At 47.7% G+C, this 14446-nt stretch carries 13 protein-coding genes; 4 read left to right on the top strand and 9 right to left on the bottom strand.

Going from position 1 to position 14446, the window contains the following annotated elements:
- The first annotated feature begins 24 nt into the window (after nt 1-24).
- Both PQQ36_RS03225 and PQQ36_RS03230 read left to right on the top strand, forming a co-directional pair.
- Entirely contained in the window at nt 25-903 is an 879-nt protein-coding gene (locus PQQ36_RS03225; RefSeq protein ID WP_011081525.1) for a DMT family transporter, read from the top strand.
- 64 nt (nt 904-967) lie between these two features.
- Nucleotides 968-1573 (top strand): glutaredoxin domain-containing protein, encoded by a 606-nt coding sequence (locus tag PQQ36_RS03230; RefSeq protein ID WP_011081526.1) that lies wholly within the window; start codon nt 968-970, stop codon nt 1571-1573.
- 92 nt (nt 1574-1665) lie between these two features.
- Here PQQ36_RS03230 and PQQ36_RS03235 read toward each other — a convergent pair whose 3' ends face one another.
- The 3 genes from PQQ36_RS03235 to PQQ36_RS03245 all read right to left on the bottom strand — a co-directional run bounded on the left by PQQ36_RS03235 (nt 1666) and on the right by PQQ36_RS03245 (nt 3596).
- The gene (locus PQQ36_RS03235) at nt 1666-1800 is read right to left on the bottom strand and encodes a hypothetical protein (protein WP_257790988.1); all 135 of its coding nucleotides are present in this window, start codon (nt 1798-1800) and stop codon (nt 1666-1668) included.
- 193 nt (nt 1801-1993) lie between these two features.
- Complete coding sequence (locus PQQ36_RS03240) at nt 1994-2344, bottom strand: hypothetical protein (RefSeq protein ID WP_015728112.1); 351 nt, start codon at nt 2342-2344, stop codon at nt 1994-1996.
- Between the two features lie 67 nt (nt 2345-2411).
- Nucleotides 2412-3596 carry a multidrug effflux MFS transporter gene (locus tag PQQ36_RS03245; RefSeq protein WP_273660323.1) on the bottom strand — a complete coding sequence of 395 codons (1185 nt, stop codon included), beginning with the start codon at nt 3594-3596 and terminating at the stop codon, nt 2412-2414.
- 103 nt (nt 3597-3699) lie between these two features.
- On the opposite strand from PQQ36_RS03245, the gene PQQ36_RS03250 reads away from it, so the two are divergent.
- Both PQQ36_RS03250 and PQQ36_RS03255 read left to right on the top strand, forming a co-directional pair.
- Nucleotides 3700-4587, top strand: a complete 888-nt coding sequence (locus PQQ36_RS03250) for a LysR family transcriptional regulator (protein ID WP_015728113.1) — start codon at nt 3700-3702, stop codon at nt 4585-4587.
- 191 nt (nt 4588-4778) lie between these two features.
- Nucleotides 4779-6620: a putative bifunctional diguanylate cyclase/phosphodiesterase gene (locus PQQ36_RS03255; protein WP_206628820.1), complete on the top strand. Its 1842-nt coding sequence runs from the start codon at nt 4779-4781 to the stop codon at nt 6618-6620.
- 134 nt (nt 6621-6754) lie between these two features.
- On the opposite strand, the gene PQQ36_RS03260 is transcribed toward PQQ36_RS03255, so the two are convergent.
- From PQQ36_RS03260 to PQQ36_RS03285, 6 genes are all read right to left on the bottom strand, one after another.
- On the bottom strand, nt 6755-7117 hold the full coding sequence (locus tag PQQ36_RS03260; RefSeq protein ID WP_011081532.1) for a RidA family protein: 363 nt from the start codon (nt 7115-7117) through the stop codon (nt 6755-6757).
- A 26-nt stretch (nt 7118-7143) separates the two neighbouring features.
- Nucleotides 7144-8184, bottom strand: coding sequence for a lactonase family protein (locus PQQ36_RS03265; RefSeq protein WP_273660324.1), 1041 nt, complete (start codon nt 8182-8184; stop codon nt 7144-7146).
- Nucleotides 8185-8262: 78 nt separating this feature from the next.
- Complete coding sequence (locus PQQ36_RS03270; RefSeq protein WP_273660325.1) at nt 8263-10734, bottom strand: beta-N-acetylhexosaminidase; 2472 nt, start codon at nt 10732-10734, stop codon at nt 8263-8265.
- Between the two features lie 79 nt (nt 10735-10813).
- Nucleotides 10814-12331 carry a sodium:solute symporter family protein gene (locus PQQ36_RS03275; protein WP_088428514.1) on the bottom strand — a complete coding sequence of 506 codons (1518 nt, stop codon included), beginning with the start codon at nt 12329-12331 and terminating at the stop codon, nt 10814-10816.
- 189 nt (nt 12332-12520) lie between these two features.
- Entirely contained in the window at nt 12521-12913 is a 393-nt protein-coding gene (locus PQQ36_RS03280; RefSeq protein ID WP_011081536.1) for a RidA family protein, read from the bottom strand.
- Nucleotides 12914-12988: 75 nt separating this feature from the next.
- The gene (locus tag PQQ36_RS03285) at nt 12989-14422 is read right to left on the bottom strand and encodes an N-acyl-D-amino-acid deacylase family protein (protein WP_111436944.1); all 1434 of its coding nucleotides are present in this window, start codon (nt 14420-14422) and stop codon (nt 12989-12991) included.
- Between the last annotated feature and the right edge of the window lie 24 nt (nt 14423-14446).

Below are 14446 nucleotides of genomic sequence, written 5' to 3' on the forward strand. Positions count from 1 at the left end.
ACTTTTTTGTGAATTCGATTATCTATGCAATCTCAACACCACCCAATCCTTGGCGCGTCGTGGATGCTGACCGCCGGTTTAGCTTTCGCTATCGTCAACAGCCTGGCGCAAGTTGCCAGCATTCAATTTGCCATTCCGTCAACCACTGTTGCGCTGATTCAATATGGCATCGCTTTAATTGTGATTTTGCCGTACTTAAAAACGCTGGGCATTCGCCAATCGCTGCGCACCTCTCATTTTGGCTGGCATGCACTGCGAGTCTTTTTGTCGGTTATCGGTATCCAGCTTTGGCTTTGGGCACTCGCTTATCCGGTGCCGATTTGGCAAGGCATCGCGCTATTAATGACTTCCCCACTCTTTGCGACGATCGGCTCAGGGCTGCTTCTGAAAGAGAAAGTGGGTGTGGCACGCTGGGGCGCGACGCTGTTCGGTTTCATTGGTGCGATGATCATTCTTGAGCCTTGGGCGGATGATTTTCATCTTGCGACCTTACTGCCTGTCGGCGCTGCCTTCTTTTGGGCATGTTATTCACTGATGGTTAAAAAGCTCTCGGTCAACGATCCACCCTCCACCATGGTGGTTTATCTGCTGCTGTTGATTACGCCATTCAACATCATGCTGGCGATTCCTGATTTCACAATGCCGAGCAGTACGACCATTTGGCTGATCCTTTTTGCCGCGGGCTGCATGACTGCACTGGCACAATGGGCCATCGTCAAAGCTTATGCCAGTGCCGATGCCTCCTTTGTTCAGCCTTTTGATCACGCTAAACTGCCATTGAACGTACTTGCAGGTTGGCTTGTATTTGGTTGGGTGCCACCGGGCAGACTTTGGCTTGGTGCCTTCATCATTATTGCTTCTGTCGCCTTTATTACTCATTGGGAAACCAAAAAAACAAAATAGCGTGAAAGGAAAACATCGCCAGTGCGTTCTACTACACTAATAGAGCGATTTTGAGGAATATTTAATGAGTGAAGCGATTAAAATCACCCTGTACCGTTGGGCGGGAAGTTGGGGACCATTTAAAGTCAACATCCCATGTGGTGAGTGTACGTTAACCAAAGATATCTTAACCGATACGTTTGCCAATGAACTTAACGGTATTCCTGTTGAATTGGAAGTCAAAGACTGGCTTTCTCACTGGTGGGAGCCGTTAAAGCTCGGCGCTTGGCATGCGCCTATTTTGGTGGTTGAAGGCAAAGTGATTAGCCAAGGTGAAGCCCTTAACCGTGGCGTGCTCATTCAATCTGTGATCAAAGAGTGGACAAAGCGCGACACCCTTAAAGGGAATATTGTTTTTGGTAAAGCGACCTGTCCTTACTGTGTAAAAGCCAAGCAGCTTTTGGATTCGGCGGGCATTCACTACCAATATCACGATGTCGTCAAAGAAAGCGCCGCGCTGTATCGTATGATTCCAGAAGTCAAAGCCATCATTGGCGAAAAAACGCCCGTCACCGTACCACAAATTTGGTTAGATGGTTCGTACATTGGGGGTTGCGACAAGCTGGAAGTCTATCTTAAAGAGCGTGGGCTTGATGTCGTTCCGAACAATGTGGTGGAGATGGCAAACTGATTACGTTGACCATAGATAAGCAGATAAGAAAAAACCTGGCGATGCCAGGTTTTTTTGAAACTTTACTACAAAATAACGCTTTAAGCTTGCTGTTATTTTGCCATTTTCTTTAGCATGCGGCTGATAAATGACGCTTTCTTCTTCGTTGTCTTGCCATACATAGCTTTGTACATTGCGTCTTTTGCCATCATTTGACCGATGTAAGCACCGCCTAATTCATAACCCATCTTGATTCTCCAATGTTTTCTCTTCTGTTTACACTTGTAATATTACTACAAAATCATCAGATAACAAGACGAAGATCACATTTATTTGGTAATTTTATTTCATAAAAAGATAAAAAACATTTATCACGAAAACAAAAAAACGGCAGTAACATTGCCGTTTTTTGAGCGTTCTAAAAAAGCGATTCCGCCAGCGTTAGCTACGCTTCGGTTGCTGATAGGTTTTTCCTGCAGCTTGGTAGGTCTCTTTGGCCTTGATCTCGAACATGACATCAAAGAACCAAGCGGCAAACTTCACCAAGTGCTCACCTTCGTTCATTACATGCTCAACGTATTCTGTCTCTTCACCCGCTTCGTTTTCTTGTAACGTCACGTGATAGATTCGTTTTTCGCCATCCACTTCTGCCAAAGCAAATTGCCCTGAAAGCGATGTTGCCGCTTCTGCAACTTCCTCATCGTCACACGCTTTTAGAAGCTCTAGTGCTTTCGGTAAGTTCTCTTGCTGGCAAATCTGCTTAACCAACTGTTCAAATTCATTTTGTTGCATGGGTAACCCTCATTAACTGCTGCGCGGCATTGTAGTGACGGGGGGTGAGATAATCAAGTTAGACTTTCTACACCTCCGGCGTCGTCATCACTTTGCCCTTGAGCAGTAACACCGCAAAACATCCCATCGCAACTAGAATATAAAACAATCCTAGTTGAGCCTGAGTTCGAACGCAGTGTTCAACCAAAAATCCACCGAGCAGAGCTGCCATTACCATCTGCACTGAGCCAGACAACGCAGAAACAGATCCCGCATTTTGCTTGTGAGGGGCAAGGAGCAAGCTGATCGACAGAGGGAATGACATCCCTTGAGCAAAACTCATCACGGTAAAGGCAGCGATCAAGCTAACGCTACTAAAAGGCGCCCAAATGAGCCCACAACCAGACAGAGCCACAAGAACAAAACTGGCGGCAAGCAGCCTCTTCACCTCGAAATAGCGTAACAAGACATTGACTGTCACACTACCAAGCAAAAGACCAGCAGATGGAATGATCATCATGCTGCCATAATCTGCAGCAGAAAATCCAAGCTCTCCTTGCATCATGAAAGGGAATACCGAGAGCGAAACAAGGCTAACAAGGTAGCTCATCCAGTTAAAACTGGCACTGCCGATCACTTGCGGATTAGTCGCCAAAGTGCGATAAGTCGCCAACACGGTTAAAGGGCGAAAACGTCTCTTGGCGTAAGGCAAGGTTTCTGGCAACACAAAATAGCCCAACGTAAATATCGCCAATAAATAGCACAACACAAAAACGAACACCGCTTGCCAACTGACATGAAAGGCGATCCAGCCGCCAAAAACCGGGGCAATGATCGGCATGATCGACGCGGTAATCGAAATATAAGAGAGCGCTTTGGTCAATTGCGCCCCTTCGTAGCTGTCTCGCAATACAGAGCGTCCCAACACCGATGCACTGCCCGCCCCTAATCCTTGCAACAATCGACCTAACTCTAACGCTTCAATACTGGATGAAAACGCGATACAGATGACGGTGCCGACTAAGTAGATCCCTTGGCCAAGAATGAAAACTGGACGTCGACCAATCGCATCAGACAAAGGGCCATAAAAGAGTTGTGATGCACCAAATCCAACAAGAAAGAAAGTCACGACATTTTGTACGTCAGCTTGTGTCAATCCGAGATCGTGACTAATAAGGGGAAGAGACGGTAAATAAATGGCCACGCCCACTTGTCCTGTCGCGATGATCATCATCGCTAAAAGCAATGGCATTTTTTGTAACGACTTCAGCATTCCCCTCTCCTCTCTTACAGCAAATTATTTACAGTTTATATTGGCCTTTGATTGATGATAATCTCCCCAATCGGAAAGAGATTAATTCCCTAAAGGAAAGAATATGGATTGGTTTCAAAGCGTAAACAGCTACATCAGAGTGGTGGAAGAAGGCAGTTTTAACGCGGCAGCGCGTAAAATGAATACCACCAGTTCCGCCATCAGCAAGCGGATACAGTGGTTAGAGGAGAAAATTGGTGTTCAGTTGCTTAAGCGCACCACACGATCCATCAGCCAAACCGAAGCGGGCGCTCTGTTTTATCAGCGCGCAAAGTTGCAACTCGATGGCTGGCAATCGGTTTTAGATGAGACGCGATCCGTCAACCAAAGCCCAGCTGGATTGCTGAAAATTGGCGCAACCCTTGCCGTCGGATCTAAGTTCTTAGTTCACTATCTGGATGATTTTCTAGAAAAATACCCAGATATTAAAATCCAGCTCTTTACCACATTGCCAGGGCAACTGCCTGAGCTGAGCTTAGATCTTTTTATCAGCCGAGAGTTGGAACAGCTGAACTCCCTGAGCTTTAAAGCAACCGCGCTTTTTGAACATAAAGCGACGTTTTTTGCAGCCCCCAGCTATATTGAAAAATACGGTATGCCGCAGAATGCAGAGCAGTTGGTGAATCACAACATCCTGATCTGGGGAGAAAAGCCGAGTCGAGAACTGAAACTCAACAATGGTAAACGGATGACCTTGCGTGGCAACTTCTCGACAACCAATCCAGAAGCGCTTTTCCACGGCGCGAAACGAGGCATGGGCATTCTGCTCAGTAATAACGTGATGATCAAAGAAGAGCTGCGTACTGGCGCTTTAGTTCCTGTTCTGCCAAACGTGCACGCAGACGAAGCCACCGTTTACGCTTACTACCCCAAACTGGACTATCAGCACACAAGAACAAAACTGTTTTTGGATTACCTTAAAGAGCGGCTACAGCAAGAAAAGTCCGTATAGAGCAAAAAAGTGCTAACTCTTTCTGCTCAGTAACTCGCTATGAGATAACACTTTCCTAGCAAATCTGATTTTTCTTCATTGCAAACTTCTACTACCTGAACGATATTTAACGTGATGCATATCGAGATTGTTCTCGCAACGTTATGCAACAAAAGTGTCACTATTATAATAATCAGGTAGAGAAACGTCAGATGAATGATTCAACGCTCCAAGCTTGCATCGATTTAGATGAGCTTATTCATACTCTATCTCTCGACGGTAGCGAGCTGCTCAATCAAGTTACGCTCAAGCTACATTCCACTTTAAGCTCGTACTGCACCTGTATCGTAGAGATAGATCTGCACCACAACCATGCCAATACCTTGGCTTATGCAAAAGAGGGAAGCAACGTTAACGCTGCGCGTTATAGCTTAGAAAATACGCCATTTGAACGCATCGCTCTCAAGGTGATCGAGCACTGTCACCTGATTCAAGACAACGTCCCTGACAGCTATTTCTCACAAGAAGAAGGGCTAGAATTTACCGAAGCAGGCGTGCATGCGTTTGTCGGCATTCCACTGCGCGGCCATAATGGCGATATTTTGGGTATTCTGGTCTCCACATTTGGCTTTAAACCTCACGACCCTCAGCTGATACTCAAATATCACCGCATATACGCCAACATCATTATTCACGGTTTACGAGAAAAGTGGCTAAGTGATCGCTCTGATCAGTTGGTGAATCAACTCAGTTACGAAGTCTCGCACGATAATTTGACCGGATTGCTTAACCGCAGTTGCCTTTCGGATACCTTAGAAACCCTCACCCAGCAATCCGATCGCCCATTTAGCCTCGTTTGCATCGATATCGATAACTTCAAATTAATCAACGACATTCACGGCACCTACATTGGTGATCAAATCATCAAGTTTACTGCGCATGCCATTCAATCGGCACTGCCCGCCCCTGCCTTGGCGTACCGAGTGGCGGGTGATGAGTTTGCCTTTATCACTTATTCGGAAACGCCAGAAGAGGTGTGCGAGCACATACTGAATAAGATTGCGTTTGGCTATCAAGACAACGCCAATCACGTTCGATTTGACATCAGCATCGGCATCGCCAAAGCCAGCCAACGCCTTATTACGAGTGATGAGTTATTTCTCAACGCCAGCCTTGCGATGAAAGAGTGTAAAAAGCACCCTAACAATCGTATTCGCTGCTACGACACCCATTTAAGCGCGCTATACCATCGAAAAACACAGTTAATCGAAGCCATACGCGAGCAACTGGCGAAGCCTATCGATGAAGCAACAGAGATTTACGTGGCGATTCAGCCGATCGTCAACGTGCATAAACCACGTTGGGATTATTTTGAAGTGTTGGCACGTTGGGACAGTGCCGAATATGGCTCAATTTCGCCCGTTGAGTTTATTGATGCCGCCGAGCAATCAGGGCTCATTGTTCAGTTAGGAGAGCGGATCATCGAGCTCGCTTGCCGAGCAAAAAACTACTTGGAAGAATCGTTAGGTTATCGGGTGAAACTTGGCGTCAACTGTTCTGCGTATGAACTGAATGATGAAGAGCGATACCTTAATTACCTCAATAAGATGATGCAAAAGTATCATCTCGATCCCCGTGATTTTGTAATTGAGCTGACCGAAACAGTGTTACTGACTCAAACCGGTAAAGAGCACATGGTGCTGGATGCACTAAGAGATCGTGGTTTCAAAGTGGCGCTCGACGATTTCGGCACAGGTTACTCAAGCTTGAATTACATTCACAGCTACCCCATCGACACGATAAAAATCGACGCCAGCTTTATACGTAATATGCTTTGTAACGACACCGCTGAGCGCGTGGTGTGGCTTATCACACAACTGGCCTTACAACTTAAGGTAAATTTAGTCGCCGAAGGGGTTGAAGAGGAACTGGCATTGAAAAAATTGGTCGATATGGGATGTGAGCAGATACAAGGTTATTACTATTCTCGTCCAATGAAACCAAGCCGAATCGTGGACAAATTGAGCGCCAAGCAGATAAAAAGCGCCTCTTAGCTTGCCCTATTCAACCAGTGGCAAACTCGCAACTGGGCTATGAAAACAGGGTTGTGAAAAAGGGACGATATTTCGTCCCTTTTCTCATGGCGAAACCTTTGTGGATTTCGCCTTGCTGAATCAGCGCTCAGCGATTACTGAAAAGCTTCACCCGCAGCCGCGACAAAGGTCATTTCAACCAAATAATCAGGGTCAGCAAGCTCAGCTTTGACACAAGCACGGCTTGGCGCACAGCCTTCTGGGAACCAGTTGTCCCATACTTCATTAAGTGCATCAAAATTGGCAAAATCAGTCACGTAAATGGTCACCGAAAGAATACGCGAGCGATCACTGCCAATTTTCGCCAATTGCGCTTCTGCTTGAGCAAAAATCTGTTCCACTTGGCCTTTCATGTCCGCGTTGGTATCACTGTCAGCCACTTCCACAAAATGCGCAATGCCATTGAAGACGGTAATATCAGACCAGCGTTTACATGGGTTAATGCGGTGAATTGTCATCGTATTTTCTCTTTATCGGATTGATTTTATTTAAAGGGTTCTTGATGCTCGACTAAGCAAACCGGGCTACCAATTTGGCAGCTGAAGCCCGTTGCGGTTAATCGGCCCGTGTGGCGGTCGCGACGATAGCTGACCACATTATGGCTATGCTGGTTCGCCACCAGCAACCATTTGCCATTGCGCGACAACACAAAGTCTCGCGGAAAATCTCCAAGAGAATCCACCGCCTCTAACCATTTCGGCTCGCTTTGGCTGACATCAAAAACCGTGATTTTATTTTGTCGGCGGCAGGATGCATAGAGAAATTGCTCATCAGAAGACAATCGAATGGCAGAAGCCGCAGCGCCATTTTCTTCGCCCGGCAACAAAGGTTGCTCTGAAACCATCGCCCAACGTTCGTTTGCTCGTTCTAGCGTCAGCAAAGTTTCGGTCAACTCGCACAGCAAATAGGCACGAGTTTCCGCCTGATTAAAGACTAGGTGACGAGGGCCGCTGCCTGCAGGAAGCTTGAGTGACTGATGCAAAGTAAAGGCTTGCTGCTGGCCATCAATTTGATAGAAATGCACCTGATCGGTACCCAAATCCACCACAGCTAATAAAGGGCTATGGCGTAGAAAAGTCGCTTGGTGCGCGTGCGGTGATGTTTGTCGTTCTCGATTTGGGCCATCACCTTCCACATAAAGCTCAGCAATGCACTCTGACGGCGCACCTAACACATCGAGCGTATATATGGAGGTGTTGCCTGAACCATAATTTGCGACGGCACAAAACGTCTGGGTCGGGTCAATATCTAAATGACAAGGGTAGCTGCCATTGATCGCCATTGCGCTACTGTCGACACAACCAAGTTGCACCAACTGTGGGTTCTCTTCAACCGCCACTTCATTGAAGGTATATAAGCCTCGTGAAGTTTGCGTGAGATAAGACGGATTGCGTAGCGTCGCCAGCTCGTTAAAGGGGATCAACTCACCCGTTTCAGTATTGAGTTCCAGTTGAGCCACGCCGTCACTCATACTGGGTTCATCGGTATAGGTGCCAACGTAAAAATGTAAGATACCTTGTGTCATTCTTTTTGCGCTTCCTTTGCGTTAAGCCATCTTGTTACCTTGCCGCCTGTCGTCACAGGCGGCAACGGCTTTTCTACACTAAGGTGCAATTTTGTGAAGTAGCTGCTCGGTTGGTCTTACTATCGCCACAATGGTTTCATCAAAAATGACCGCATTCTTATCCAATATCGCTTGATAAGTCGCTCGCTCAGCAGCTGAAAGCACTTGTCCCTGTTGCGCTTTTTCCACCAACTCAAGGCCCAGTTCCGCTAGCGCTATGGTTGCCTCTGCGATCGCCACACTCTCACGTGAGGCCACATTGGCAGCAAAAATCCCACGAGATTGACGCGCTGCACCTTTTACTACCTTATAATGCTCAGAGAGCTCCTCAAGCGCCTGCTTGCTTTGCGGACTTTGCGCATTGCCATTTGGCTGATAACCGCCCACCAAAGCTTCCATGTCATACACCGCATAGCTTTCTACCACGAGGGCATCGGCGAACCGATTTAAGCGTTCATATTGGTTGTACAAATCCCCTTTGTTTGGCGTAGAAATCCATTTCTCCCAGTGCCTTGCATAATATTGTGCAGGTTCCGTGTATTTGGCTAACGTGATGAGCGGTGCAACGTCTGCTCCATTGGCTAAACGCTGTAGCATCATCCGAGCATCGGCATGATGGCGCAGGCCAAGAGAAATTTCCGACCAACTATCCAACGCACGCATTCGACGGTACATACTGGTTTCATCAGTGAGCGATTCACTTGACCAAAGCCGTTCAGCAATCGCATAGCTGCGTGGCCATAAGCGCTGTTCTATGGTCATCGAATCGAGATTTTCACCCCAAATGGTCACTTCACCGCCGAGGATCAATGGCTCCTCTTCTTTGGTCAGTTGAGCAGGATAACCGCCATTGGGCTGCGGAATGCTCGTCACTTCTCCCTCGCTAGAGGCCACCAAATTGCCAGTTGCTGGCCAACGCACATTGCCAATACGCTGATAGCTGCCTTCTTTTAGTTGATCACCAGCAAACTGATAATTGAACTCGGTGTAGGACATGAAGTTGTCAAAATGGCCACGGAACATCACGCCGGGCACGTATTCCAATACATACACTTCTTCACGCGATTTACCATTGTAATCGGTAAACGCACGCACTTTGCCGTCAGCACCCTCGATGATGGTGAGATTCCCTTTGCGCGGGCCTCCTTTATTGCGAGGCTTCACCCAATCGTAGGTGACAAATTTTTCCCCTTGATGCAGTTGATCATCGACGGTGATCCCCTTCGGCATCGGGTCATTACGATAGTGGTAGCTGGTAGGTTGAGGCTGATCGAGATAATAACCCGTCGACAAAATGCCTTGATAGCCCTCTTTCGCCGCTCGGCCAATACTGTCATGCCCCTGCCAACTCTGAATCACCACCGATTTCGGCAGATCTTTATGCCAAATTTCATCCCAGCCTGTGATTTTCTTGCCGCGCTGGTTCAACATCTGCTCGACTCGGCTATTCAGGTACGATTGCAGCCCTCGTTCGCCGTCCAATTGATGCTGTTTGATAAACGCTTGGATTTTCGGGTTGTCACGCCACTGTTGATAGTTCGGCTCATCCCCGCCGATGTGAAAATACTCATCTGGGAAGAGCTCGACCACTTCATCAAATACGCTTGCCAACATGGTGTAGAGCTCCGGATTGGTTGGGTCCATCAAAGGTTCAAACACACCCCAACCTCGCTGCTGAGGGTAAGACTGTTCACCAAGGCCAGACATCAATTCCGGATAGGCGTGCGCGACCCCCGAAGCATGGCCAGGCAGCGAGATTTCAGGGATCACACGAATACCAAGATTACGCGCGTACTCAACCACTTGGCGAATTTCATCTTTGCTGTAGAAATCACCATCCGCGGTGGCTTGCCATAAGCGAGGGTAGTTTTCCAGTTGAATACGAATGCCTTGGTCATCCCAGATATGCCAGTGGAAGACGTTCATTTTCGCTGAGGCCATGGCATCCAATTGGCGCAAAATCACCGGCAGTTCAATGTAGTGACGCGCGGTATCGTACGACACCCCACGCCATTTAAAACGCGGCGCATCAGAGATAGCAACGGCGGGAACGAAGTAGCCATTGGCATCCGTCGAAACCAGTTGCAGTAAGGTTTCTAAGCCATGAAACGCGCCATAAGGCTCAGTGGATGAAAGCAAAATCTTGCCATTGGCAACCTTCAGTTGGTATGACTCATCGCTGTCAATATTTTGCACCGCACTGCTTGGGGCACGTTGAATATCTACCACCAGCGTTGCTTCTTGTTCGGATTTTGCCTGCCATTTCAGCATCGGCAAGCCAGTTTGTCGATAGAGCCGCTCCATGGTGCGCTTAACGTTAAACGCCACACGGGGTGAATCGTAACCTTTGATATAAATACTGAACGCTTTGTCCAGTGTCACCTTGCCTTCGCTTAACTCAACGTTTTGCGGGTAAGGCATTAAAACCAAATCGGTATTGGGAGCCATTGCCATCGTTATCGGTGCCATCAGTACGCCTGAAATCAGTAGAGCCAGTGTAGCTTTGTTCATCTTGAGGTTCCTGTGCTAACACGATGAGTTTCAGAGCAAGATCACTGAAACTCATCGAACAGAGATTAGAAGAGGGAGATTACAGCTCGCGCGCCGCTTGACGATTTGCCAGCGATTCGTCGCGATCCAGCTCACCTTTGTCGGAGAGTTCCATTTCCATCAAAGCGCGTTCATCGTCTAAGATGGCGCGTGCCATTTCGGCAGAGACTTGGTTAGCCGGTGTTAGTAGGCTCACCACTACTCCAGCCCCTAAGGCCACCAAACAAGATGGAATGACAGGGTTGCCCCAAAACGTGGTCAGGCTCGGACTCATCATCACCGTCACGGAAGCAGCAGACGCACCCGCCAGTGTTGCCAAGGCACCTTGCCAGTTATAACGAGACCAAAAACGCCCCAACATACCGCAGACAAACATGCCAGACATGACTGTAGAAATCATTTTGGTGATGTAGCTGATGATGTCATTTGAGGTGAGAGCAAACAGCAAGGCGAAACCAATCACCACCACCAACGCCAGACGCGAGTAGTTGAGCATCGACTCTTTGTTTGGCACACGGCCTGTGAACATCACATACACATCACGCAGCAGGATGGACACGCCCGCAATCGCATCAGAGCTGGCACTCGACATGGTGGCCGAAAGACCAGCAATAAGCACAATCATCCCCACACCGACAGGCAACACCGTGGCAGCCACGTAAGGGAACGCATAGTTTGAGTTGGTCAACTCTGGGTTAATCGCATGCGCTGCCATACCGATAATGGCAGGGATAATAGAGAAGAACAGGTACAACACGCCCGAGCCAACAAACGAACGACGGATGGTCGAAACATCTTTGCCCGAGTAGATACGCTGACGGAACGACGGCGTTGCTAACACGCCCACACCAATCACGACAGACAATGAAATCGCCGGGATCAACCCGAGTTTGTCGATGGCCAAAAAGCTGACTGCCGCTGGGTCCATCGCGCTGTAGAGATTATCTAGGCCCCCAATGTGCTGCACAGACAAGACCGCCATGAGAATGAAGCCAACAAACAAGATCACGGCTTGAATGGTATCGGTCCATACCACGGCGGTATAACCGCCAATCACCACGTAAATAGTAAAGGCCGCCGCAATCACAATTTTCGCGGTACTTAGTTCAATGTCGGCAATCCACGCAAGGTACATGCCACCGCCAAGAATGTGCGCGCCAAGCCAACCAATCGATGCAATGAAAATCAACAAGCCAACCACATTTTTGACGATGCGGTTCGCACCGACATAGTAGGCCAACTCCTCACTCATGGTCATAAAGTTGAGTTTACGAACAGGGGCAAACCACAAAGCGAGAAGAAGAATGCCCACGGCACCACCAATGCCATAGAGTGCACCCGCCCAACCATTGGCATAACCAAAGCCTACCGCTCCCATACTGGAACCCGTTCCCACCATGGTGGCAACTGTGGTGCCTAAGACGAGAAATAACGGTAAACCTCGACCACCTAATAAAAAATCTTCTCCTGATTTTTGATTACGTGAAACAAACCAGCCGAGCCAAATAAGGAAAAGCACATATATTCCAAATCCGGTTAAAAAAAGTGTGCTATTCATTGAACACCTCTCAGGTAATTTAAGTCCATCTTTCAGATAAAATATCCCTGTCCTTCCACTTTGGCAGGCATGATTATTTTTATTTCAGGGAGTGAAGGTGCCGAATAAGAATAACAAGGAGAGTTCAAATTCGGCACCGTGTGAGTTTGTCTTTGTGACTATTAACTCAAATAAGTGCGCGGATATTTATTAGCGACGGTCGGCTCGATAACACGTTACGTCGACTTCCACTTTGACATCCACCACAAGGTCACACACCATGCAAATACGCGCAGGTGGATGCTCGCCAAAAAACTCTTTAAACACTTTATTGAACGACTGGAAATAGCGTGCATCGGTCAACACAACCTTAACGTGCACCACATCTTCTAGCGTATAGCCCGCCTCGCTCATGATGTCGACACAGTTTTGAATCGCTAGGCGAGACTGATCAACAATGCCACCTTCAACCACTTCACCATCAATCATCGGTGTTTGGCCAGAGACGTAAAGAAAACCACCCGCTTCGGTTGCTCGTGCAAAGGGTAAATGCTGACCACCTGTGCCCACGCCGCCTTCTACGCCATATCGTTTAATTGACATTATTTTTCTCCATTACTTTCTTACTTAATTTCATTAATTTAATATTTATCAAATAACTTCATTTGAATTAAATTGTTATTTATTTCGATAAATAAAAACACCATGTCTATTTTTTGAAACCTGACCATTAAAATAAGCCAGCATTCCATTAACGAATACCCGTTCAATGCCTTGCGCTAACGAAATGGGATTTTCAAAAGTAGCGGTATCTTTCACTGTTCTCGGATTAAATAAAACCAAGTCAGCAAATGCACCTTGTTTGATAATCCCTCGCCCACTGAGGTTATATCGTTTAGCGGACATTCCCGTCATTTTGTGAATCGCTTCTTGCAGGGAAAAGAGTTTTTCTTCTCGGCAATAGTGCCCAAGCACTTTCGGGAAAGTGCCCCACAAGCGCGGGTGTGGGTGAGGATCGTTTGGCAATCCATCCGAACCCACCATGGTTAAGCGGTATTTCAACACTCGCTTAACATCTTGTTCGTCCATGCAGTGATACACCGCTCCAGCAGGTTGTAGCGCTTTGGCTGCTTCCATGAGAGGTAAGCCCATCTCCTTAGCGATCTGCTTAAGCATCTTGCCGGCAAACTGTGGCTGGCTTTTCGACCAAGTAATAAAAATGTCGATCTCTTCTGTCACTTGATTCAGATCTAAAGTGGAAGAGCTGGCCGAATAAGGGTAACAATCGCAAGAGACATCTTGATGTTGAGCGGCTTTTTCCATCAGATCCACCACTTCAACCGTGCGCCCCCAATTGCCCGCGCCTGCGCATTTGAGATGGGAGATCACCACAGGCACCTTAGCAAACTGGCCCGTTTCAAAGGCTTCCGTCATCGCGCTGAGTATCTCTTCAAATTCGGTACGCATGTGGGTGGTATAAATGCCCTCATACTGGCCGAGCACTTGTGCTAAGCGCATCACTTCATCAGCAGTCGCTTGCTTAGCACTGGCATAAGCCAAACCTGAACTTAGCCCCAGTGCCCCCTGCTCCATCGCTAAAGCCAGCGCTTGTCGCATCTGCTCGATTTCTTCATTGGATGCGGTGCGCAACAAATCATCCATAACATTGTTACGCAGTGTCGTATGGCCAACCAACGCCGCCACATTCACAGCAGGTTGTGCGCGTGTTACCGCCTCGGCGTAATGAGCAAAAGTCGGGTATTTAAAATCGGCTTGCTCACCAAGCAAGTTCATAGGGTCAGGCGGATCACCCGCTAAAATCGTCGGGCTGGCACTGATGCCACAATTACCCACAATCACGGTTGTCACCCCTTGGCTGACTTTAGCCAAACACTCTGGATAACGAATCACATTGGTATCGTCATGAGTATGAACATCGATAAATCCCGGTGCGAGCGCCAAGCCCTGGCCATCAATCACACAAGCCGCAGACGCATGTTGACTATCACCAATTTGAGCAATGCGCTGCCCTTGAATGGCGACATCAGACACAAATGGCATCCCACCGGTGCCATCAAAAATTTCTACATTTCGAATTATGGTATCGAACACTCTACGTCTCTCTACTGCTTAACT

This window comes from Vibrio sp. CCUG 15886, assembly GCF_028570825.1.
GTDB lineage: Bacteria > Pseudomonadota > Gammaproteobacteria > Enterobacterales > Vibrionaceae > Vibrio > Vibrio vulnificus_B.